The sequence below is a fragment of the Maribacter aurantiacus genome (assembly GCF_005780245.1).
Classification (GTDB): domain Bacteria; phylum Bacteroidota; class Bacteroidia; order Flavobacteriales; family Flavobacteriaceae; genus Maribacter; species Maribacter flavus.
On the sequence record NZ_VBUK01000003.1, the window covers coordinates 296,749 to 315,821 of the forward strand.

Below are 19,073 nucleotides of genomic sequence, written 5' to 3' on the forward strand. Positions count from 1 at the left end.
CCGAAAAAATCAAATATGCCTTGGTCACAGGTGGATCTAGGGGAATAGGAAGGGCCGTTTGTATTCAATTGGCAAAGGATTTGGAGTATCACCTTTTGATAAATTACAACAGTAACAAAAAAGCCGCTCAAGAAACATTGACTATGGTAGAGGAAGTAGGTGGCTCCGGGCAAATCCTGCAATTTAACGTGACCGATTCCAAAGGTGTCAAAAACGCCTTGGACGAATGGCATGAAAAAAATAAAAATGCCATCATCGAGGTATTGGTCAATAATGCGGGTATAAAAAAAGACGGACTCTTCATGTGGATGCCGATGGAGGATTGGTCATCGGTTATAAACACCAGTCTTAACGGATTTTACAACGTGACCAATGCACTTATCCAAAAACTACTTACCAATAGATATGGCAGGATCATCAATATCGTATCCGTATCCGGACTCAAGGGAACCCCGGGCCAGACAAATTATTCCGCCGCCAAGAGTGCCGTTATTGGAGCTACAAAAGCCTTGGCACAGGAAGTTGCCAAGAGAAAAATCACCGTAAATGCAGTTGCCCCTGGGTTTATCGAAACCGATATGACCGAGGAATTGGACGAAGCGGAGCTTAAAAAAATGATTCCTGTTAACAGATTTGGCAAGGCCGAGGAAGTTGCCCATGTCGTCTCATTTTTAGCTTCGGACAAAACATCCTATATTACGGGCGAAGTAATCAATATCAACGGAGGTATCTATTCCTGATGAACTGAAAACGCAGAGGCAGATGAAGCGAGTCGTAATTACGGGTATGGGCATATATTCCTGTATAGGAAAGAATCTGGATGAAGTCAAGGAGTCCCTGTACCAAGGAAAATCCGGAATTGGTATCGACCCTGTTCGAACCGAGTTTGGCTTTAGATCTCCCCTCACCGGTATTTTGGAAGATCCCGATCTAAAAATGATGCTCTCCCGAAGACAGCGAATCAGCATGGGCGAGGAAAGCAGGTATGCCTACGTCGCCACGGTCGAGGCCATGCAGAACGCTGGAATCACGGAAGACTTTTTTGAGAAGAATGAAGTTGGAATCATTTTTGGAAACGATAGCACGGCACTGTCCGTGGTGGAATCCGTGGACACCATAAAAGAGAAAAAAGATACAACGCTTGTAGGATCGGGTGCCATTTTTAAGGCCATGAACTCTACGGTAACCATGAACCTTTCCACCATTTTTAAATTGAGGGGGATAAATCTAACCCTAAGCGCAGCCTGTGCCAGTGGTTCGCATTCCATTGGATTGGCCTATCATTTGATTAAAAGCGGGCTGCAAGATTGTATAATCGCCGGGGGAGCACAAGAAACCAACCACATTTCTATGGCAAGTTTTGACGGTTTGGGTGTTTTTGGTTTGCGGGATGACGACCCTACCAAGGCCTCCAGACCTTTTGACCAAGACAGAAATGGACTCATTCCCAGTGGTGGTGCAGCCACCCTTATCCTGGAAAGTTATGAGAGTGCCGTAAGAAGAGGTGCCCCTATTTTAGGTGAGGTCATTGGTTATGGTTTTTCTTCCAATGGGGACCACATATCCACTCCCAATGTAGACGGCCCATCCAGGGCCATGCAAAAGGCCCTAAAGGATGCCAACATCGATGCGGCTGCCATTGATTATATAAATGCCCATGCGACCTCAACGCCTGTAGGGGATGCCAACGAAGCAAAGGCGCTCTATGAAGTATTTGGTCAAAGTAACCCTTTGATAAGTTCCACAAAATCCATGACGGGACACGAATGTTGGATGGCCGGGGCCAGTGAAGTTCTTTATTCCATGTTGATGATGCGGCACAGCTTCGTGGCTCCAAACATTAACCTTGAAAACCCCGATGAAGTCTCGGCAAAACTTAACTTGGCCAACAAAACCATAGATAAAAAAATTGATGTATTTTTGTCCAATTCATTTGGATTTGGCGGTACAAACTCCGCACTTATCGTAAAAAATGTTGACCGATAAAATGATGACCAAACAAACCATTATCAAGAAGATAAACGACTTTTTGATAGAAGATTTTGAAGTAGAGGAGGAAGCATTGGAACCCAATGCAAACCTAAAGGATACGATTGGCCTGGACAGCTTGGATTTTGTGGACTTGGTGGTCGCCGTGGAAAGCAATTTTGGAGTGAAATTGGTTGGTGAGGATTTTGTCAACGTTGTGACCCTTCAGGATTTCTACAACCTTATAGAACGAAAACTGGATTAGCAAACTACCTCTGGGCTCGCCCCGGAGGCATTCATATGAAACCGAACCTCAATTTTGCGGCAAGCCAAGGGATATCAAATTCTTCGGCGGAGCCGATAAAATCCCAAAGAACATAGAGACATGGCGACGGAGTGGGAAGGAAAATCTAAAGGTACCGTCCTAGGCTATAAGCTATATATCTTTTTCCTAAACACTTTTGGAATTGGCACGGCCTATTTTATTCTGAGGTTTGTAGTCCTGTATTATTTCCTATTCTCCTATAGTAGCTCCAAGTCCATTTTCTATTATTTCAATGGAAGACTCAAATACACCGGGTTAAAAAGTATTGCCGCCATTTACAAAAGCTATTACATGCTGGGCAAGGTGTTGACGGACAGGGTCGCCATTTCTACAAAATTCAGGGACAGATATCAATATACCCATGACGGAATGGAGCATATTGATGAGTTGCTTAAACAAAACAAGGGTGGTATCTTAATAAGCGGACATATTGGAAACTTTGAGGTTTCCCATTATTTTTTGGAGGATCGTTATTCCATTTCAAAGATTTTCATGGTGACCACACATGCGGAACATGAGAATATAAAAGAGTATATGGACGGCATTGTATCAAAATCCTCCATGGAGTTTATTGTGGTCCAAGAAGATATGTCGCACATCTTTGAAATACACAATGCCCTGGCACAGGGTGGTCTGGTCGTTTTTACGGGAGACAGATACCTTCCAGGCACCAAGACCCTAAAACAGGAATTCTTGGGTGCCGAAGCTGAATTTCCATTGGGCCCCTATCTTTTGGCCACCCGTTTAAAGGTGCCCGTACTGTTCGTGTATGTCCTGAAAGGCCCAAAAAAAGAATACCATCTTTACGCAAAACAAGCGGTTGCCAAGGCACGGGATCCACAAGCCTTACTAAGTGAATTCACCCAAAGCATGGAATGGATTTTAGTAAGGTATCCCTATCAATGGTTCAACTATTTTGACTTTTGGAAAGACAGTCTAAAGAAATGAAGGAAGTTTTAATTATATATTATTCCCAGACCGGACAGTTATTGACCATACTGGAAAATATCGCAAGAAACATACAAGGCGATAACGTTCGTATTTCCTATTATGAAGTAGTGCCGAAACCAGCATACGACTTTCCCTGGAAGAAGGAAAAATTCTATGATAGCTTTCCTGAATCTTTCCTTCAGATTCCAACCGATTTTGAATCTCCATCCAAAACGATCTTGGACAAAAAGTACGATTTGGTGATTTTAGGCTATCCGGTCTGGTATCTGACCCCATCGATTCCCATAAACTCCTTTCTAAAATCGGCCGATGCAAAATTACTTCTTAAGGACACCCCAGTGGTTACGGTGGTGGCCTGTAGAAATATGTGGATCATGGCCCAAGAAAAAATGAAGAAGCTGCTGCTTGATGTAGGGGCGAAGTTGGTGGGGCATATCGCCCTTGTAGATAGAAATATCAATCATATCAGTGTGATCACCATTGCACATTGGATGTTTTCAGGCAGAAAGGACCGGTATTTGGGTATTTTTCCAAAACCCGGGGTATCTGATAAGGACATTAAAGAAGCGGAGCGGTTTGGGACTCCCATTAAGCAAGCCCTGCTTTCCAATAATTTTGACGCCCTTCAAAATGAAATTTTAGCCCTGAACGGAGTTAGGGTAAATCCCTTTCTCATCATGACCGATAAAAGGGGAAACATACTTTTTTCCAAATGGGCGAACCACATTATCAAGAAAGGAGAACCCGCAAATCCCAAACGCCTCAAATGGATTGGTTTCTTCAAAATTTATTTGTTATTTGCTATTTGGGTCATAGCCCCTATAGTTTTTGTCGTATTTTTGCTGACTTATTTGCCGAGCTATAAACGAAGGAAAAGGGATAAAATCTATTATTCCTCGGTTGCGTTAAAAGAGAATTGATGAAGGACGTATTTATAACTAAAATTGCCAAATTTTTACCCAATAAACCCGTATCCAATGAGGAAATGGAGGAAAAACTGGGAGTTATAGACGGAAAGGCCTCCAAAGCTCGCCGTATCGTCCTACGCAACAATCAAATAAAACAACGGTATTATGCCATTGATGAACATGGCAATACGACCCATAACAATGCACAACTGACCAAAGAGGTGGTGGAGAAACTGTGTGATGAGAGTTTTACCACCAAGGACATTCAACTATTGTCCTGTGGCACCTCCAGTCCCGATCAAATATTGCCGTCGCATGCGGCCATGGTGCATGGATACTTGAAAAATGGCAACATGGAAATCAATTCGCCTTCCGGGGCATGTTGTTCCGGAATGAATGCCTTAAAGTACGGTTATCTTTCTGTAATGACAGGACAAGTGGAAAATGCCGTCTGTGCCGGTTCCGAACGTACCTCATCCTGGATGACCAACGATATTTTTGAAAACGAGGTCACCCATTTAAAGGAATTGGAGGACAATCCCATGTTGGCCTTTAACAAGGAATTCCTTAGATGGATGCTCTCCGATGGGGCGGGCGCCGTCTTATTGGAAAGTAAGCCAAAAGGACCCAATCCCCTGAAAATCGAATGGATGGAGGGTTACTCGTATGCGTTCGAAATGGATGCATGTATGTACGCTGGCGCCGAAAAAACTGAGGATGGCAATCTAAAACCCTGGAGTGAATATCCCGCAGAGGATTGGGGAAAGATGTCCCTATTTGCCATGAAACAGGACACCCGTTTATTGGGCGCCAACATCTTGGTCAAAGGAGTGGACAGCCTAAAACAAGCGTATGAAAAACATGGCATAGGCCCAGGGGACGTAGACTATTATTTGCCCCACATCTCCTCGTATTATTTTAAGGAAGGCCTGTACAAGGAAATGGAAAATCAAGGGATACCCATGCCATGGGAAAAATGGTTTTTGAACCTTGAGCGGGTAGGCAATGTGGGTGCCGCTTCCATTTATGTGATGCTGGAAGAGCTTGTAGCATCGGGAAACTTGAAAAAAGGGGACAGAATTTTGCTCCATGTTCCGGAAAGTGCCCGATTTTCCTACATGTACGCTTATTTAACCGTCTATTAGATGGAACGATTGCAACCCCCAATTACCGATTCGGAATTCATCATCGAACTGATACCCCAAAAAAATCCGTTTGTAATGGTCGATACGTTGCACCATTTTTCAGAACATAAAATTGTATCGGGACTGACCGTAAAAAGCGAAAACCTTTTCTGTGTCGATGCACTATTTTTGGAGCCTGGGCTGATCGAGAATATGGCCCAAACCGTGGCCATGCACAAAGGCTATACCTACTATTTAAAAAATAAACCTGCTCCTGTAGGATACATAGGCGCCATTAAAAAAGCCGAAATTTTCGAATTGCCCAAATTGGGTTCGGAATTGGTTACAACGGTTACGATTCTTCATGATATCATGGGTGTTACCTTGGTGGAGGCAAAAGTCGAATGTGGCGAAAGAGTGATCGCAACCAGTGAAATTAAAACCGCTTTGGCATAAATCCAATGGAAAGGGACGGGCAAAAAATAGACATTCGGAAGTTCTTGCCCCATAGGCCTCCCATGCTTTTGGTAACCGATATGCCCTTTGTGGACAGTACTTCCGTAATTACGGAATTCAACATACAGCCGCACTGCATTTTTTTGGAAAACGGATACTTTACCGAAGCTGGACTCATTGAAAACGCCGCCCAAACCTGTTCCGCGATCGTTGGCCAAAGTTTTTACGACGTAAAGGATTTTGAAGGTACGAGCAATGACCTCATCGGCTATATAAGTGCCATAAAAAAAGTTCGTATTTATGAACTACCCAAAGTACATGAGGTTCTGGTTACAAAGGCACAGCTCTTGTCACGGTACGACCTTAACGGGGTAAGCATTTGCACGATGAGCTCCAGCACTTTTAGAAATGACGATTTAATTGTAGATTGTACGTTGAACTGTTTGATCAAAGAAGTACACGTATGAAGAAAGAAGATGTGCCGCAGGACGAAAGTAACCTGGCATCTGCCAATTTCAGGGAAATGGTCTATGCAGTGGACGAAGACGGCAAATACACGACTTCACTGAGCACTGGCTGGGATCCCAAAAAAATTGCCTTGGACAACGCCATTAAGGAAATAGAAGAGCGTGTGGCACATGCAAAGAGTCGGGTTCTGAACCATGAAACGAGTCCCATTGAATATTATATGGAAGTCCATAAAATGGATCTTCCCGTGCTGGCAAGCTATATGGGCCTTTGGCAATGGCGCGTAAAAAGACACTTTAAACCATCGGTATTTAAAAAATTAAGCCAAAAGACGTTACAGAAATATGCCGATGTATTCGATATCAGTATTGAACAATTGAAATCCATTGATGACGGAAAATCTTAAAATAGACTTTACCCACAATCAGTCCGCACATTGTGAAAACGGCGTGGTTTCAAACCTCATGAAGCACAACGGTTTCCAAATAAGCGAGCCAATGGTCTTTGGCATAGGTTCTGGATTGCTTTTTAGTTACCTCCCTTTTTTAAAGGTCAACTATGCCCCCGTGTTCACCTACCGATCCATGCCAGGGTTCATATTCAATAGGTTTGCCAAACGGACAGGCATAAAAATGAAACGGGAAAAGTTCAATAATCCAAAAAAGGCGCAGGAACGTCTGGACCAGAATTTGGCAAAGAACAATCCGGTAGGTCTTCAGGTAGGTGTGTACAATCTGGTGTATTTTCCAGATGAGTACCGTTTCCATTTCAATGCCCATAATATGGTCGTGTACGGCAAACACGGAGACCGGTATTTGATCAGTGACCCCGTAATGGAAGAGGTTACCAGCCTATCGAGTAAGGAGCTGGAAAAGGTACGCTTTGCCAAAGGCGCATTTGCGCCCAAAGGACATATGTACTACCCTATTTCTTTTCCGGAGAAACTGGAACTAAAAAGCGCCATTGTAAAGGGCATCAAACAGACGGCCCGGGATATGACGGCCCCCGTGCCCATTGTGGGCGTAAAGGCCATGCGGTGGGTAGCCAAAAACATTCGTAAATGGCCCAAAAAACTGGGGCCTAAAAAAGCGAACCATTATTTGGGCCAGATCGTGCGTATGCAGGAGGAAATTGGTACGGGCGGTGGCGGATTTAGGTACATTTATGCTGCATTCTTACAAGAGGCCAGTGTTTTACTGGAAAATCCCAAACTCATGGAGCTTTCCAAGGAGATGACTTCTATAGGTGACGCTTGGCGCGATTTTGCGGTGGACGCCTCACGGATCTATAAAAACCGAAACGCGGAAAGTAACGGCTATGAAGATGTGGCCATCCAATTGGAAGCACTTGCAGACAGGGAAGAACATTTTTTCAAAACCTTGAAGAAAGCCGTATAAACCGCCTTACCCCATGATTCAAATAGACCAACTTTCCAAAAAATACAAGGAGGCGGAACAGTACTCCCTTCTGGAGTTGGACCTGAACATCCAAACAGGGGAAATATTTGGACTGCTGGGTCCTAACGGCGCCGGTAAGACCACCCTTATTTCCATACTCAGCGGTTTGATAAGGCCCACTTCCGGTTCCTTCAAGATAGACGGACTTGATTATGCCGCAAACAAAAAGGAACTGAAACAACTGATCGGTATCGTGCCCCAGGAATATGCCCTCTACCCCAGTCTTACGGCGTACGAAAACCTCTATTATTTTGGAAGTATGTTCGGGTTAAAAGGACCCTCGTTCAAAACTTCCATACAGGAACACTTGGGAATTTTGGGGCTCGAAAAATTCGCCCATAAAAAAATAAAGGGTTTTTCAGGTGGTATGAAACGAAGGATCAACCTAATTGCCAGTATCCTTCACCGTCCCAAAGTACTGTTTTTGGACGAACCAACGGTTGGGGTGGACGTTCAGTCCAAGTCGGTCATTATCGAATACTTGAAGGAACTGAATGCCCGTGGAACGACCATTATTTATACATCGCACCATTTGAACGAAGCCGAAACCTTTTGTACCAAAGTGGGTATCATAGACCATGGCAAGCTATTATGTTTGGGTACGCCCAAGGAATTGATCCAAAACGAACAAGGTGCGGAACACCTGGAAGAGGTTTTCTTGGCCCAAACTGGTAAAGCCCTTCGCGATTATGCATAAACTCTGGGTATCGGCAAAAAAGGAGTTTTGGTTGCTCACCAGGGATATGGGCGGCCTGGCCGTTTTGTTCCTGATGCCATTGCTTTTGGTCGTTACCATCACGCTGATACAGGACAATACCTTTAAGACCATTCAGGAAAACAAGATACCTATTCTTCTGGTAGATTTGGACAAAGGCGAAGTCTCGGACCAGGTTGGAAACAACCTAATGGAGTCCCGTATTTTTGAAATCGTTAGGGAAGAAAGTGAGGAACAAGCTCAGAACCTGGTACAAAAAGGAGAATATCAATTGGCCATTATCCTACCCAAACACCTGACGCGGGATTTACATCTGAAAATAGACCAAAACGTATCTGGAATATTGGCCCAATTTGGGGTTGAAGAAACACAGGATGGTCAAGAACTAAAAATCGAAAAAAAGGAAATTAGGCTCTACTTTGATCCCGCCACCCAACAATCGTTTAAAAGCTCGGTGCGGAACAACATTGATAAAATGATTTCCCAAATAGAGAGCAAATCCATTTACAAGGCCTTCCAAGAGGAGTTAGGCGAAGAAGAGGACAGTCCCATTTTTGATACGGAAAGTTTTATTTCCTTCACGGAGATCGTTCCGAATACTAACAAAAAAGAGGGAATTCCCAATTCCACACAGCACAATATTCCGGCCTGGACCCTGTTCGCCATCTTCTTTATCATTTTGCCCTTATCCATCAATATTGTACACGAAAAAAATCAAGGGACTTTTATTAGGCTTAAAACCCAGCCCGTTCCTTATGCCACGGTGTTGGGCGGCAAGGCCCTTGTCTTTGTGGTCGTTTCCCTCCTCCAATTTTTATTGATGTTATTGTTGGGGGTATACCTATTTCCCGTAATAGGACTTCCAAAACTGGAAGTCGCGGGAAGAATTCCGCTGTTGATGATCGTTGCGTTTTTTGCAGGGCTGGCGGCCATTGGTTTGGGACTGCTGTTGGGAACCGTTGCCAGGTCCCAGGAGCAATCGGCTCCCTTTGGGGCAACCTTTGTGGTGATTCTCGCGGCCATTGGCGGGGTTTGGGTGCCCGTTTTTGCCATGCCCCATTTCATGCAGCTGCTCTCAAAACTGTCCCCAATGAACTGGGGACTGAATGCCTTTTATGATGTATTTTTGAGAAATGTTGGGTTTGGGGAAATCCTTCTGGAAATAATCGCCCTTTTCCTATTTTTCATTGCTACAACGGTTGTGGCCATAATTTATAACGAAAGAAAAAATGCCGTCTAACAGTTCCAAGGAAATCAGTTTTACCAGCAAGGTACGTGTGCGTTTTACCGAAACCGACCCATTGGGTATTGTTTGGCACGGAAACTACATTCAATATTTTGAGGATGGGCGTGAAGCTTTTGGGAGGCATCACGGTATTTCCTATTTGGATCAGCAAAAGCATAATTTTTCATCCCCTATTGTTAAATCGACCTGTGAACACAAACTTCCCCTTCGCTATGGCGATGTTGCCGAAATTAGGACGACCTACGTGGATTCTGCCGCTGCCAAGATGATATTCAGGTACGAAATCATGAATCCCGAAGGAAAAGTGGTATGCACCGGGGAAACCGTACAGGTTTTTGTGGAACTCCAAGGGGAACTTTCCTTGGTCATTCCCAATTTTTTTAAGGAGTGGAAGAAAAAAGTAGGTTTATTGGATGGATAACGTTTACCTATCACATAACAACATCGTTTCTTCCTTAGGTTTTGATAGTACCACGGTTATCGATAGTATCGAAAAAGGAAACTGCGGGTTATCGGTCTATGAGGACAACAAGGTATTGCATGTGCCCTTTTGTTCCTCACGGATAGCCCCAAAGGAGCTTCAAAAACGATATGAAAACCTCAATCCCAACACGGAACACACCCGTTTGGAGAAAATGATGTTGGTTTCCCTTGCGGACACGCTAGAAAAATCAAAAATAGGATTGGACGAAAGAACGGGACTACTTATTTCCACCACCAAAGGAAACATAGACGTTCTGGAGGAGGACAGTAATTTTGCGGAATCCAGGGCCTATCTTGCCGAATTGGGCGAACAGGTTCAGAAATTCTTCGGATTTAAAAACAAGGCCATCATTGTTTCCAATGCCTGTGTTTCCGGGGTTCTGTCAATTGCCGTAGCCAAAAGGCTGATTAAACAAGGTAGGTACGACCGCATTCTTGTGGTGGCTGGAGATCTGGTAACCCAGTTCATACTTTCTGGGTTCAATGCTTTTCAAGCCTTAAGCTTGGAACCCTGTAGACCGTACTGCAATTCCCGGACCGGCATCAATATCGGAGAGGTGGCGGCAAGTGTTTTGGTGACCAAAAACCCGAAGGAACTTGCGCCGGAATCTGTTCAAATCATGGGGGAGGCATCGTGCAATGATGCCAATCACATTTCGGGTCCTTCCCGCACGGGTGAAGGGCTGTACAGAAGTATTGAAAATGCCCTGGGACAATCCGGTGTTCGCAAAAAGGATATCGATTATATATCGGGACATGGTACGGCCACGATGTTCAATGACGAAATGGAGGCCATCGCCTTTGAACGGGCCGGCCTATCCAAAACACCCGTAAACAGTCTAAAAAGTTATTTTGGACACACCCTGGGCGCATCGGGCCTACTGGAATCCATCATCGGCATGCATTCCCTGCATAGAAACACTTTGTTCGCTTCTTTGGGTTTTGAGGAACTGGGCGTCTCAAGGCCCATGAACATTATCAAAAAAACAACCAATAAGGAACTAAACGTATTCCTGAAAACTGCCTCAGGGTTTGGCGGTTCCAACACCGCAGTCATCTTTAAGAAGGTATAAACTTTGTTATTATGATGTGGGGTATTAAATTCGCCTTTTTCAATCCTTGATTTTAAGAAATGCCAAAAAAATACATTAAGGCCATTGATGCACTGCAGGAGGCTCAGAAGATAGCTTTTGCCCCTTTCGTATTCCAGACCACGGTTTCGTTGAAAAACCTAGGCGTTTTTGACTTTATCTTTCAAAACGTAGCCAAAGGCGGGGTCACCCTTACCGAAATTTGTGAGGAACTCTCCATTAGCGAGTATGGCCTGAGCGTACTATTGGAAATGGCCGAAAGTGCCAACATTGTCTCCATGGACGAGCGCGGAAGGTATGAACTCACCAAAATTGGGTATTTCTTAAATTACAATCCTATGACCCAGGTGAACATGAATTTTACCCAGGATGTTTGTTACCAGGGACTTTTCCACTTAGAAGAATCCATCAGGGAAGGAAAACCTGCCGGACTCAAGGAATTGGGAAATTGGCCCACAATTTATGAGGGACTTTCCCAATTGAAACCTGAAATCCAGAAGTCATGGTTCGCTTTTGACCACTTCTATTCCGATGGCATTTTTGAGGAAGCGCTAAAAATCGTCTTTAGGCACCAGCCCAAACTGTTGTTCGATATTGGCGGAAACACCGGTAAATTTGCCATCCAATGTTGTGCTTACAGCGAAGAGGTAAACGTGCATATTTTCGATTTACCAGGACAATTAAGGGTAGCCTTGAAGAATACCGCAGATCAAGGTTTTGGGGACAGGGTCCAAGGAAGTGAAATCGATTGGCTTTCAGAAAATCCGCAAATTCCCATGGGTGCGGATACGATTTGGATGAGCCAGTTTTTGGACTGTTTCTCCAAGGAAGAAATCCTAAAAATTCTCAAAACGGCCGTTAATGCCATGGATTCCCAAACGGAATTGATCATTATTGAGACCTATACGGACCGACAAAAATTTGACAACGCCAAGTTTACCTTGGAGGCCACATCCCTCTACTTTACCGCCTTGGCCAACGGAAACAGCAAGATGTACAAGGCCACGGAACTTATTGAACTTGCCGAAGCCGCCGGTTTGGAATTGAAGGATGATATAAGTTTGGGCGAATTCCACACATTATTCGTCTGCAAAAAGAAATAATTTTATTGGAGAACCGGTACTACATAGAATCCTTTAGCCACGTAAACAATGGCATCGTTTCCGTTAACGGCGCGCCTGTATTCAAGACCTTGGAAACCGATTTTAAATCGGTCATGAAATTGGCCTACAAACAGCTGATCGTGGATTATCCCAAGTTCTTTAAAATGGACAACCTGAGTAAACTGGGACTTTTGGCCGCGGAAGTGCTATTGAGGGAAGAATGGGAAAAAAATATCGCCATGGTATTCTCCAATAGGGCTTCCAGTTTGGATACGGACCGTGGGTACCAAGACTCCATAAAGGATGCCACCCAGTACTATCCCAGCCCCGCCGTTTTCGTATATACCTTGGCCAATATCTGTATGGGCGAAATTAGTATCAAACACAAGATTCATTCGGAGAACTGTTTCTTTGTCATGGACGAATTCAGTCCTGAAACCCTGAGTTCCTATACTGCGGAATTGATGGATGAAAACAAGGCCGAAAAGGTATTATGTGGGTGGGTAGATGTGGATAATGAAAAATATGATGCATTTTTGTATGTTGTAGCGAAGAAAGGTACTTTTGTCCATTCCGATGCTGAAATAAACCGATTATATAAGACGACCCATGAGCAGTGATTTGAAACAAGAATTAAAGGAAAAAATTATAGAGCAGCTGAACCTGGAAGATGTTACCGCAGCTGAAATTGCGGACAACGATCCATTGTTTGGAGACGGTTTGGGACTTGACTCCATTGACGCGTTGGAACTCATCGTAATGCTGGACAAGGATTATGGCATTAAACTGGCAGATCCAAAGGAAGGCCGAAAAATCTTCGAGTCCATAGATACCATGGCCGCTTTCATCAGTGCGAACAAAGCCTAACTTGGTACCCTATCACAGATTTACATACAAGGTGTAATCTGCTATTTGTCTAAATATTTTCAATGAATCAAGGAGTTGCGATTACTGGAATGGGCCTAATTTCCGCTATTGGTAACAATGTTGCGGATAACTTCGCTTCCTTGATTTCTGGCACAACGGGCATTTCCAAAATTAGCCGTATAAAAACGGTCCATGAACATGAAATCATGGTGGGGGAAGTTCTGTTGACCAATGGGGAATTGGAAAAATTACTGGGCCTGCCCGCAGATTCCCATTCGAGGACCCCATTATTGGGGATCATGGCCGCAAAGGAAGCACTGGCACAGGCAGAAATTCAAGATATATCTGAGTACAGAACCGGACTTATATCCGGCACTACGGTAGGGGGCATGGACAAATCCGAGCAATATTTCTATGACTTTTATGAAAGGGACCTCCATTGGAATCATATAAACAGCTTACATGCCGGTGACTCCACACAAAAAATTGCGGATGCCATAGGTCTGACCAAAAGCTTTGTAACCACCATTAGTACGGCCTGTTCCTCCGCCGCCAATGCAATCATGTTGGGGGCCAGAATGATAAAAAGTGGTGAACTGGATCGGGTAATCGTGGGAGGGTCGGACAGTCTTTCAAAGTTTACCATCAACGGTTTTAAGACCTTGATGATCTTATCCGATACGTATAACACTCCCTTTGATGAACACAGAAAAGGGTTGAATCTGGGCGAAGCGGCGGCATTTTTGATTTTGGAATCCGATGCAATCGTTTCAAAGGAAAACAAAAAGGTCTTGGCCTATGTAAAAGGCTATGGCAATGCCAACGACGCCTATCACCAAACCGCTTCCTCGGAAAATGGCGACGGAGCCGTCATGGCAATGGAGAAGGCCCTAAAAGTAGCAGGTATTACTCCAAGCGAGGTGGATTATATCAATGCCCACGGTACGGCAACGCCCAACAACGACCTTTCCGAAGGGAGGGCCTTACTTCGTGTGTTTAAGGAGAACGTTCCGGAATTCAGTTCCACCAAACCCTTTACGGGGCATACCTTGGCAGTAGCGGCGGGTGTAGAGGCCGTTTATTCCGTTTTGTCCATCCAAAACAACGTCATCTATCCCAACCTCAACTTTAAGACGCCCATGACCGAATTTAATTTGGTTCCAGAGACCCAATTAAAGTACAAGGAGATAAAAACGGTACTCTCCAATTCCTTTGGTTTTGGCGGTAACTGTTCTACCCTTATTTTTACCAAAGAGGCATGAAACCCTCATCGAGGGCATTGGTAAGGTAAGTGAAATACCCAGGCGAAAGAAAATGTTTAAAAATCAAGCCAATAAACTAATTTTAAACGCATGAAAATGGAGGTGTACATAAACAGTATCGGATCTGTTTCCGTCCAAAAAACTTTTGATGATTCGGGGTTTTTAGATGAGGTCGTTGATTATGAGGGCACTTCGGTTAAAGCGGTCGACCCCAATTATAGGGACTACATACCTCCAGCTGCGGCTAGAAGAATGGCAAAAGGCTTAAAAATGAGCACCGTAAGCTCCCAAAATGCCCTAAAGGAAGCGGGTCTGGACAATGTGGACGCCATCATCGTAGGTACGGGTCTAGGCTGCTTGGGCGAATCCGAAAAATTTGTGCGGGACTTATTGGATAACGATGAACAATACCTTACCCCTACCCGGTTCATTCAATCTTCCCACAACACCGTAGCGGGCTCCATTGCATTGGATATGGGGTGCAAGGGATACAATTTTACCTACGTGCATTCCAACATATCGTTCGAGTCCAGCCTATGGGACGCCAAGCTACAATTAGAGAACAATGAAGCTGAAAACATATTGGTAGGTGCCGTGGACGAATTGGTAGAACACCATGTAACCACCCATCAATTCATCGATCATATAAAAAAAGAACCCGTTTCCAGGGAACAGGTACTTCGCTCCGGCACCAAGGGCATTGTTTTTGGGGAGGGATCCCACTTTTTTGTACTGTCCAATCAAAAACAGGATACAACCTATTCAAGGCTCATTGCCATGGGAATTTACAATACCCTAAAGAAGGAGGAGGTCTCCGATACAATTCTGGGTTTTTTGCATACGAATGGATTGACACTCGAAGATTTGGACGGTGTCATTTTAGGTAACAATGGGGATATAGATTTCGATACGATTTACCAAGACCTTGCAAATGGGATATTTCAAACTATTCCACAATTTGTGTATAAACATCTTTCCGGAGAATATGACACGGCTTCCGGTTTCGGTTTTTGGATGGCCAATAAAATCTTCAAAACCGGTAAGGTTCCAGAGGTCATCCGCTGGAACGATATAAAAGTAAGCCAACCAAAAAGGCTTTTATTATATAACCAATATCGGGGTAAAAACCACAGTCTGGTAGTCCTGGAAAAATGCTAACTCGGAAAACAGTAAATACCATTTTCCTGTTGGGCCTGGTTTTCTCTCTGGTCATTTCCATTTTCAAACCGATTCCGTGGCCCGCTTTCGCCCTATTGATGGCAAGTTGGTTCCTTTTGACACTGGGTGGTTCTTTTTTTATCCGGTGGAACTACCACATGACTTCCTTGAATTCAAATAACGAAATCAATAAACCCCAGGTCGCCATAACCTTTGATGACGGGCCGCATCCGGAATACACGCCAAAGGCGCTTTCCCTCCTAGAAAAGTACAATGCCAAGGCGACCTTTTTCTGCATCGGGAAAAATATTGAAAAACATCCGGAGCAATTTAAGGAGATTATACGGCGGGGACATTCCGTTGGAAACCATACCTTTTCACATGCCAACACTTTTGGTTTTTTTGGAACTGAAAAGGTTATGGAAGAACTTACCCTAACCAACAAACTTGTTGAAGGTATCTCAGGGTTAAAAATGGCCTTGTACCGGCCCGCTTTTGGTGTCACCAATCCAAGTATAGCCAGGGCGGTAAAAAAGTTGGGGTTAAAGACCATAGGATGGAACGTGCGTTCCTTGGATACAACCTTTAGAAATGAGGACCAGGTTTTAAAACGGATAACCAGCCGTACCCAAAACGGGGCCATCATCCTACTTCATGATACCAGTGCAAAATCGATCGCCGTTTTGGAACGATTATTGGTATTTTTGGAGGAAAGAAAGTTGCAATCGGTCACGGTAGACCAAATGTTCCAAATACGGGCGTATGAATAGAATCCTGGCAATCCTCTTATTATTCTCCTACTTGGGTTTCGCACAGACCAGAATGTCAGCGGAAGCGGCAAAATCCTTACAGCAATTGGTGAAACGAAAGGCAGAAGAGACCCAGACCATCACCAGTGATTTTGTACAGTACAAGCATTTGGACTTTTTGTCAAGCGACATCGAATCGACCGGCAAATTGGCTTACAAAAGCCCGGACAATGTGAGTTGGCAATACGTAAAGCCTTTCTCCTATAAGGTAGTCTTTAAGGACCAAAAACTGCTTATCAATGACAATGGCAACAAAAGTAAGCTGGATCTTCGTTCCAACGAACTTTTTAAACAGCTAAACCATTTGATAAGCGCCAGTATTAACGGGAATATGTTCAATGCCGATGATTTTGAAATTGCCTACTTCAAGGAGAACAAGACAAGTTTGGTGCATTTTTTACCCAGGGACCCTCAGTTTTCAGAGTTCATCCAAGCCTTCCACATCACATTTTCGCAAAGAGGGACCGTGGAAGAAGTGAAAATGATCGAACCCAGCGGCGATTACACCAGAATTGTTTTTTCCAATCGGATAGAAAACAAAACCCTACCCGATGCGGTTTTTGACCTTTAGCCTTTTCCTGCTCCTATTCAGCTGTGCCTCATACCCAAAAAAAATGGGCTACCAACCTACTGCACTTGACACCCTGGAAATAATGAACCCCTATTTCTCGAATGTACAAAAGGATTACGTCTACAAGGCGAACATCATTGTTTTCGAGAATAACTTCGGAGGGATCTTGGTCCTAAAAAAGTTGGCAGATCAAACCCATAGAATTGCCTTTACTACGGAACTTGGGAACACGATTTTTGATTTTACCCTTAGCGGGACCGACTTTGAAGTGAACCGCATCCTAAAGGAAATGGACCGTAAAATCCTTTTAAGTATCCTGGAACAGGATTTTAGAAGCTTGATCCAGGAAGAAATTGTACCATTGAATACCTACACGAAGAACGACAGCGAACTGACAAAGACCAAAATAGGTTCCAAAACACATTTCTACACGTTCAAAAACGATATCCTTACCAACATTACACGGGTGGGAAACGAAAAGGAAAAAGTGGTCATCACATTCTCAGAGATCGATGACCGTGTGGCAAGACAAATTGTAATTTCGCACAAAACAATGAAACTTACCATATCTTTACAGGCCATCAAATGAAGAAGTCCATAACATTCCTGTTTTTGTTTGCATGTACCTTTCCCTATTTTTTAGGAGCTCAGGTAGCTCCCGGCATCAAAATGGGCTACAACGAAAGCACCATTAGCAAAACAAGGCTGGAACCAAAATCGGGTTTGTATATTGGTGGATTTCTGGACATTCCCATTACGAAGTTGTATACCATTCAACCTGAAGTTTTTTATTCCTCCCAGGGAGGTACCTCGGTGAGCCTGGATTACGGAGATGTTCAGATCGATTATTTGTCCATCATGGGCGCCAACAAATTCTATGTAGGTCCCAACAAGGGGTTCCATTTCAATCTTGGTTTGGGTCTGGATGTCAACTTAAAGAACAATTTAGTGAATTTGTCCAATGGTAACGGTGATGGAGAAATATCCCCTTTTGATGTGGTCGTTTTTGGAGGCATTGGTTATGAATTCAAATTTGGGCTTACTTTGGAGGCGCGGTATAAACAGGGAACCGTAAGTGTGGACTTTTTTGGTGCCGATGACCTTTACGAGGAAGCGGGAAGCAACCTGAACGGTGTTCTTCAAGTGGGCGCCGCTTATAAATTTAAAACCAAATAAATGCTGTTAGAAGGATTGTACGAGATTCAGGAATTTAATTACATGGAACCGTATGTGAAGGCCACGGTCAAACTCAACAAGGATCATGAAATCTTTGAAGGTCATTTTCCCGGCCATCCTGTATTGCCCGGGGTCTGCGTGATACAGATAATTAAGGAACTCACCGAAAAATCCCTAGAAAAAAAACTGCTGCTGTCCGTTGCTTCCAACGTCAAGTTCATGGCCGTTATCAATCCAGAAAAGAATTACACCGTCCAATTTGATATTGAACTTTCCCAGTCAGATGACGAGGTCAAGATCAAAAATACGGTCAGCTTTGAGGACACCCTGGCACTAAAATTGAACGCAAGTTTTAAAATTAGGGCCTAATGAAGATGTTGTTGCTTGGTTTTCTGAGTTTTATAGCTTACTCCACATCCTTGGATGAGGTACGCAGCTTGTATCCAAAGGCCAAGGACGATGCCTCCATAACGAACACCCTCGCTGAAAAACTATCTGGCATTTCCCAAGATGATGCCATAGAACTTTATGGATATAAAGGAGCCGTTTTGACCTTAAAGGCCAATCGTGCCAAAGCCGTCAAGGATAAAAAAGGGTTTTTTAAGGAAGGTGTAAGCATCTTGGAGGCCGCCATCGCTTCAGAACCTGGGAACATTGAACTTCGTTTCATCCGGTTGAGCGTTCAGGAAAATGCTCCCAAGATTGTAAAGTATAACGATGCTATCGATTCCGATAAGGGTTTTATCCTAGACCACTTTACAGAAATTAAGGATGGTTCCCTGAAAAAAATGATCCGTAACTATATTCAGGGTTCAAAGGTATTTACCGATGAGGAGAAGTCGGCCCTGTAGACCTATTTGATTGTGTATCTTTACGAAGATTTTAGGCCCAAAAACCTATAAGCCCGTGCCAAACCAAGCGACCATACAGGAAAA

The 19,073-nt window shown here is 43.9% G+C and carries 25 protein-coding genes; all 25 read left to right on the forward strand.

Going from position 1 to position 19,073, the window contains the following annotated elements; translation table 11 throughout:
* Nucleotides 1-8 precede the first annotated feature (8 nt).
* The 25 genes from fabG (at nucleotide 9) to FEK29_RS08300 (ending at nucleotide 18,989) form a co-directional block, all read left to right on the forward strand.
* A complete protein-coding gene (gene fabG / locus FEK29_RS08180; RefSeq protein ID WP_138258003.1) occupies nucleotides 9-740 on the forward strand; it encodes a 3-oxoacyl-ACP reductase FabG in 732 nt (243 codons plus the stop codon).
* 22 nt (nucleotides 741-762) lie between these two features.
* The gene (locus FEK29_RS08185; RefSeq protein WP_138257933.1) at nucleotides 763-1,986 is read left to right on the forward strand and encodes a beta-ketoacyl-[acyl-carrier-protein] synthase family protein; all 1,224 of its coding nucleotides are present in this window, start codon (nucleotides 763-765) and stop codon (nucleotides 1,984-1,986) included.
* A gap of 4 nt (nucleotides 1,987-1,990) precedes the next feature.
* On the forward strand, nucleotides 1,991-2,233 hold the full coding sequence (locus FEK29_RS08190; RefSeq protein ID WP_138258004.1) for an acyl carrier protein: 243 nt from the start codon (nucleotides 1,991-1,993) through the stop codon (nucleotides 2,231-2,233).
* A gap of 120 nt (nucleotides 2,234-2,353) precedes the next feature.
* Entirely contained in the window at nucleotides 2,354-3,241 is an 888-nt protein-coding gene (locus tag FEK29_RS08195) for an LpxL/LpxP family acyltransferase (protein WP_138257934.1), read from the forward strand.
* On the forward strand, nucleotides 3,238-4,164 hold the full coding sequence (locus tag FEK29_RS08200) for a flavodoxin family protein (protein ID WP_138257935.1): 927 nt from the start codon (nucleotides 3,238-3,240) through the stop codon (nucleotides 4,162-4,164). Before FEK29_RS08195 ends, FEK29_RS08200 begins: the two co-directional genes overlap by 4 nt.
* Nucleotides 4,164-5,297 carry a beta-ketoacyl-ACP synthase III gene (locus tag FEK29_RS08205; RefSeq protein WP_138257936.1) on the forward strand — a complete coding sequence of 378 codons (1,134 nt, stop codon included), beginning with the start codon at nucleotides 4,164-4,166 and terminating at the stop codon, nucleotides 5,295-5,297. Before FEK29_RS08200 ends, FEK29_RS08205 begins: the two co-directional genes overlap by 1 nt.
* A complete protein-coding gene (locus tag FEK29_RS08210; protein WP_138257937.1) occupies nucleotides 5,298-5,732 on the forward strand; it encodes a hypothetical protein in 435 nt (144 codons plus the stop codon). It abuts the gene before it with no gap.
* 5 nt (nucleotides 5,733-5,737) lie between these two features.
* Nucleotides 5,738-6,199: an ABC transporter permease gene (locus FEK29_RS08215; protein WP_138257938.1), complete on the forward strand. Its 462-nt coding sequence runs from the start codon at nucleotides 5,738-5,740 to the stop codon at nucleotides 6,197-6,199.
* Nucleotides 6,196-6,606: a hypothetical protein gene (locus FEK29_RS08220; protein WP_138257939.1), complete on the forward strand. Its 411-nt coding sequence runs from the start codon at nucleotides 6,196-6,198 to the stop codon at nucleotides 6,604-6,606. The genes FEK29_RS08215 and FEK29_RS08220 overlap by 4 nt, the downstream gene beginning before the upstream one ends.
* On the forward strand, nucleotides 6,590-7,597 hold the full coding sequence (locus FEK29_RS08225) for a BtrH N-terminal domain-containing protein (RefSeq protein WP_138257940.1): 1,008 nt from the start codon (nucleotides 6,590-6,592) through the stop codon (nucleotides 7,595-7,597). Before FEK29_RS08220 ends, FEK29_RS08225 begins: the two co-directional genes overlap by 17 nt.
* Before the next feature lie 13 nt (nucleotides 7,598-7,610).
* Nucleotides 7,611-8,354 (forward strand): ABC transporter ATP-binding protein, encoded by a 744-nt coding sequence (locus tag FEK29_RS08230; RefSeq protein ID WP_138257941.1) that lies wholly within the window; start codon nucleotides 7,611-7,613, stop codon nucleotides 8,352-8,354.
* A complete protein-coding gene (locus FEK29_RS08235; protein WP_138257942.1) occupies nucleotides 8,347-9,612 on the forward strand; it encodes an ABC transporter permease in 1,266 nt (421 codons plus the stop codon). The genes FEK29_RS08230 and FEK29_RS08235 overlap by 8 nt, the downstream gene beginning before the upstream one ends.
* A complete protein-coding gene (locus FEK29_RS08240; protein WP_138257943.1) occupies nucleotides 9,602-10,039 on the forward strand; it encodes an acyl-CoA thioesterase in 438 nt (145 codons plus the stop codon). Before FEK29_RS08235 ends, FEK29_RS08240 begins: the two co-directional genes overlap by 11 nt.
* On the forward strand, nucleotides 10,032-11,174 hold the full coding sequence (locus FEK29_RS08245; protein ID WP_138257944.1) for a beta-ketoacyl-[acyl-carrier-protein] synthase family protein: 1,143 nt from the start codon (nucleotides 10,032-10,034) through the stop codon (nucleotides 11,172-11,174). The genes FEK29_RS08240 and FEK29_RS08245 overlap by 8 nt, the downstream gene beginning before the upstream one ends.
* A 59-nt stretch (nucleotides 11,175-11,233) precedes the next feature.
* A complete protein-coding gene (locus FEK29_RS08250) occupies nucleotides 11,234-12,295 on the forward strand; it encodes a methyltransferase (protein WP_138257945.1) in 1,062 nt (353 codons plus the stop codon).
* A gap of 5 nt (nucleotides 12,296-12,300) precedes the next feature.
* Nucleotides 12,301-12,915, forward strand: coding sequence for a 3-oxoacyl-ACP synthase (locus FEK29_RS08255; RefSeq protein ID WP_138257946.1), 615 nt, complete (start codon nucleotides 12,301-12,303; stop codon nucleotides 12,913-12,915).
* On the forward strand, nucleotides 12,905-13,162 hold the full coding sequence (locus FEK29_RS08260) for a phosphopantetheine-binding protein (RefSeq protein ID WP_138257947.1): 258 nt from the start codon (nucleotides 12,905-12,907) through the stop codon (nucleotides 13,160-13,162). Before FEK29_RS08255 ends, FEK29_RS08260 begins: the two co-directional genes overlap by 11 nt.
* Nucleotides 13,163-13,224: 62 nt before the next feature.
* The gene (locus tag FEK29_RS08265) at nucleotides 13,225-14,424 is read left to right on the forward strand and encodes a beta-ketoacyl-[acyl-carrier-protein] synthase family protein (protein ID WP_138257948.1); all 1,200 of its coding nucleotides are present in this window, start codon (nucleotides 13,225-13,227) and stop codon (nucleotides 14,422-14,424) included.
* 96 nt (nucleotides 14,425-14,520) lie between these two features.
* On the forward strand, nucleotides 14,521-15,582 hold the full coding sequence (locus FEK29_RS08270) for a beta-ketoacyl synthase N-terminal-like domain-containing protein (protein WP_317129174.1): 1,062 nt from the start codon (nucleotides 14,521-14,523) through the stop codon (nucleotides 15,580-15,582).
* Nucleotides 15,576-16,352, forward strand: coding sequence for a polysaccharide deacetylase family protein (locus FEK29_RS08275; RefSeq protein WP_138257950.1), 777 nt, complete (start codon nucleotides 15,576-15,578; stop codon nucleotides 16,350-16,352). The genes FEK29_RS08270 and FEK29_RS08275 overlap by 7 nt, the downstream gene beginning before the upstream one ends.
* Nucleotides 16,345-16,962 (forward strand): LolA family protein, encoded by a 618-nt coding sequence (locus tag FEK29_RS08280; RefSeq protein ID WP_138257951.1) that lies wholly within the window; start codon nucleotides 16,345-16,347, stop codon nucleotides 16,960-16,962. The genes FEK29_RS08275 and FEK29_RS08280 overlap by 8 nt, the downstream gene beginning before the upstream one ends.
* Nucleotides 16,943-17,551 (forward strand): hypothetical protein, encoded by a 609-nt coding sequence (locus FEK29_RS08285; protein WP_138257952.1) that lies wholly within the window; start codon nucleotides 16,943-16,945, stop codon nucleotides 17,549-17,551. The genes FEK29_RS08280 and FEK29_RS08285 overlap by 20 nt, the downstream gene beginning before the upstream one ends.
* Nucleotides 17,548-18,138 (forward strand): outer membrane beta-barrel protein, encoded by a 591-nt coding sequence (locus FEK29_RS08290; RefSeq protein ID WP_138257953.1) that lies wholly within the window; start codon nucleotides 17,548-17,550, stop codon nucleotides 18,136-18,138. The genes FEK29_RS08285 and FEK29_RS08290 overlap by 4 nt, the downstream gene beginning before the upstream one ends.
* Nucleotides 18,139-18,507, forward strand: coding sequence for a 3-hydroxyacyl-ACP dehydratase (locus tag FEK29_RS08295; protein WP_138257954.1), 369 nt, complete (start codon nucleotides 18,139-18,141; stop codon nucleotides 18,505-18,507).
* Complete coding sequence (locus FEK29_RS08300; RefSeq protein WP_138257955.1) at nucleotides 18,507-18,989, forward strand: hypothetical protein; 483 nt, start codon at nucleotides 18,507-18,509, stop codon at nucleotides 18,987-18,989. Before FEK29_RS08295 ends, FEK29_RS08300 begins: the two co-directional genes overlap by 1 nt.
* Nucleotides 18,990-19,073: the final 84 nt, after the last annotated feature.

Coding starts and splice junctions, on each gene's coding strand:
- FEK29_RS08185 (WP_138257933.1), top strand. CDS start 763: ATGAAGCGAGTCGTAATTACGGGTATGGGCATATATTCCTGTATAGGA.
- FEK29_RS08190 (WP_138258004.1), top strand. CDS start 1,991: ATGACCAAACAAACCATTATCAAGAAGATAAACGACTTTTTGATAGAA.
- FEK29_RS08195 (WP_138257934.1), top strand. CDS start 2,354: ATGGCGACGGAGTGGGAAGGAAAATCTAAAGGTACCGTCCTAGGCTAT.
- FEK29_RS08200 (WP_138257935.1), top strand. CDS start 3,238: ATGAAGGAAGTTTTAATTATATATTATTCCCAGACCGGACAGTTATTG.
- FEK29_RS08205 (WP_138257936.1), top strand. CDS start 4,164: ATGAAGGACGTATTTATAACTAAAATTGCCAAATTTTTACCCAATAAA.
- FEK29_RS08210 (WP_138257937.1), top strand. CDS start 5,298: ATGGAACGATTGCAACCCCCAATTACCGATTCGGAATTCATCATCGAA.
- FEK29_RS08215 (WP_138257938.1), top strand. CDS start 5,738: ATGGAAAGGGACGGGCAAAAAATAGACATTCGGAAGTTCTTGCCCCAT.
- FEK29_RS08220 (WP_138257939.1), top strand. CDS start 6,196: ATGAAGAAAGAAGATGTGCCGCAGGACGAAAGTAACCTGGCATCTGCC.
- FEK29_RS08225 (WP_138257940.1), top strand. CDS start 6,590: ATGACGGAAAATCTTAAAATAGACTTTACCCACAATCAGTCCGCACAT.
- FEK29_RS08230 (WP_138257941.1), top strand. CDS start 7,611: ATGATTCAAATAGACCAACTTTCCAAAAAATACAAGGAGGCGGAACAG.
- FEK29_RS08235 (WP_138257942.1), top strand. CDS start 8,347: ATGCATAAACTCTGGGTATCGGCAAAAAAGGAGTTTTGGTTGCTCACC.
- FEK29_RS08240 (WP_138257943.1), top strand. CDS start 9,602: ATGCCGTCTAACAGTTCCAAGGAAATCAGTTTTACCAGCAAGGTACGT.
- FEK29_RS08245 (WP_138257944.1), top strand. CDS start 10,032: ATGGATAACGTTTACCTATCACATAACAACATCGTTTCTTCCTTAGGT.
- FEK29_RS08250 (WP_138257945.1), top strand. CDS start 11,234: ATGCCAAAAAAATACATTAAGGCCATTGATGCACTGCAGGAGGCTCAG.
- FEK29_RS08260 (WP_138257947.1), top strand. CDS start 12,905: ATGAGCAGTGATTTGAAACAAGAATTAAAGGAAAAAATTATAGAGCAG.
- FEK29_RS08265 (WP_138257948.1), top strand. CDS start 13,225: ATGAATCAAGGAGTTGCGATTACTGGAATGGGCCTAATTTCCGCTATT.
- FEK29_RS08270 (WP_317129174.1), top strand. CDS start 14,521: ATGGAGGTGTACATAAACAGTATCGGATCTGTTTCCGTCCAAAAAACT.
- FEK29_RS08275 (WP_138257950.1), top strand. CDS start 15,576: ATGCTAACTCGGAAAACAGTAAATACCATTTTCCTGTTGGGCCTGGTT.
- FEK29_RS08280 (WP_138257951.1), top strand. CDS start 16,345: ATGAATAGAATCCTGGCAATCCTCTTATTATTCTCCTACTTGGGTTTC.
- FEK29_RS08285 (WP_138257952.1), top strand. CDS start 16,943: ATGCGGTTTTTGACCTTTAGCCTTTTCCTGCTCCTATTCAGCTGTGCC.
- FEK29_RS08290 (WP_138257953.1), top strand. CDS start 17,548: ATGAAGAAGTCCATAACATTCCTGTTTTTGTTTGCATGTACCTTTCCC.
- FEK29_RS08295 (WP_138257954.1), top strand. CDS start 18,139: ATGCTGTTAGAAGGATTGTACGAGATTCAGGAATTTAATTACATGGAA.
- FEK29_RS08300 (WP_138257955.1), top strand. CDS start 18,507: ATGAAGATGTTGTTGCTTGGTTTTCTGAGTTTTATAGCTTACTCCACA.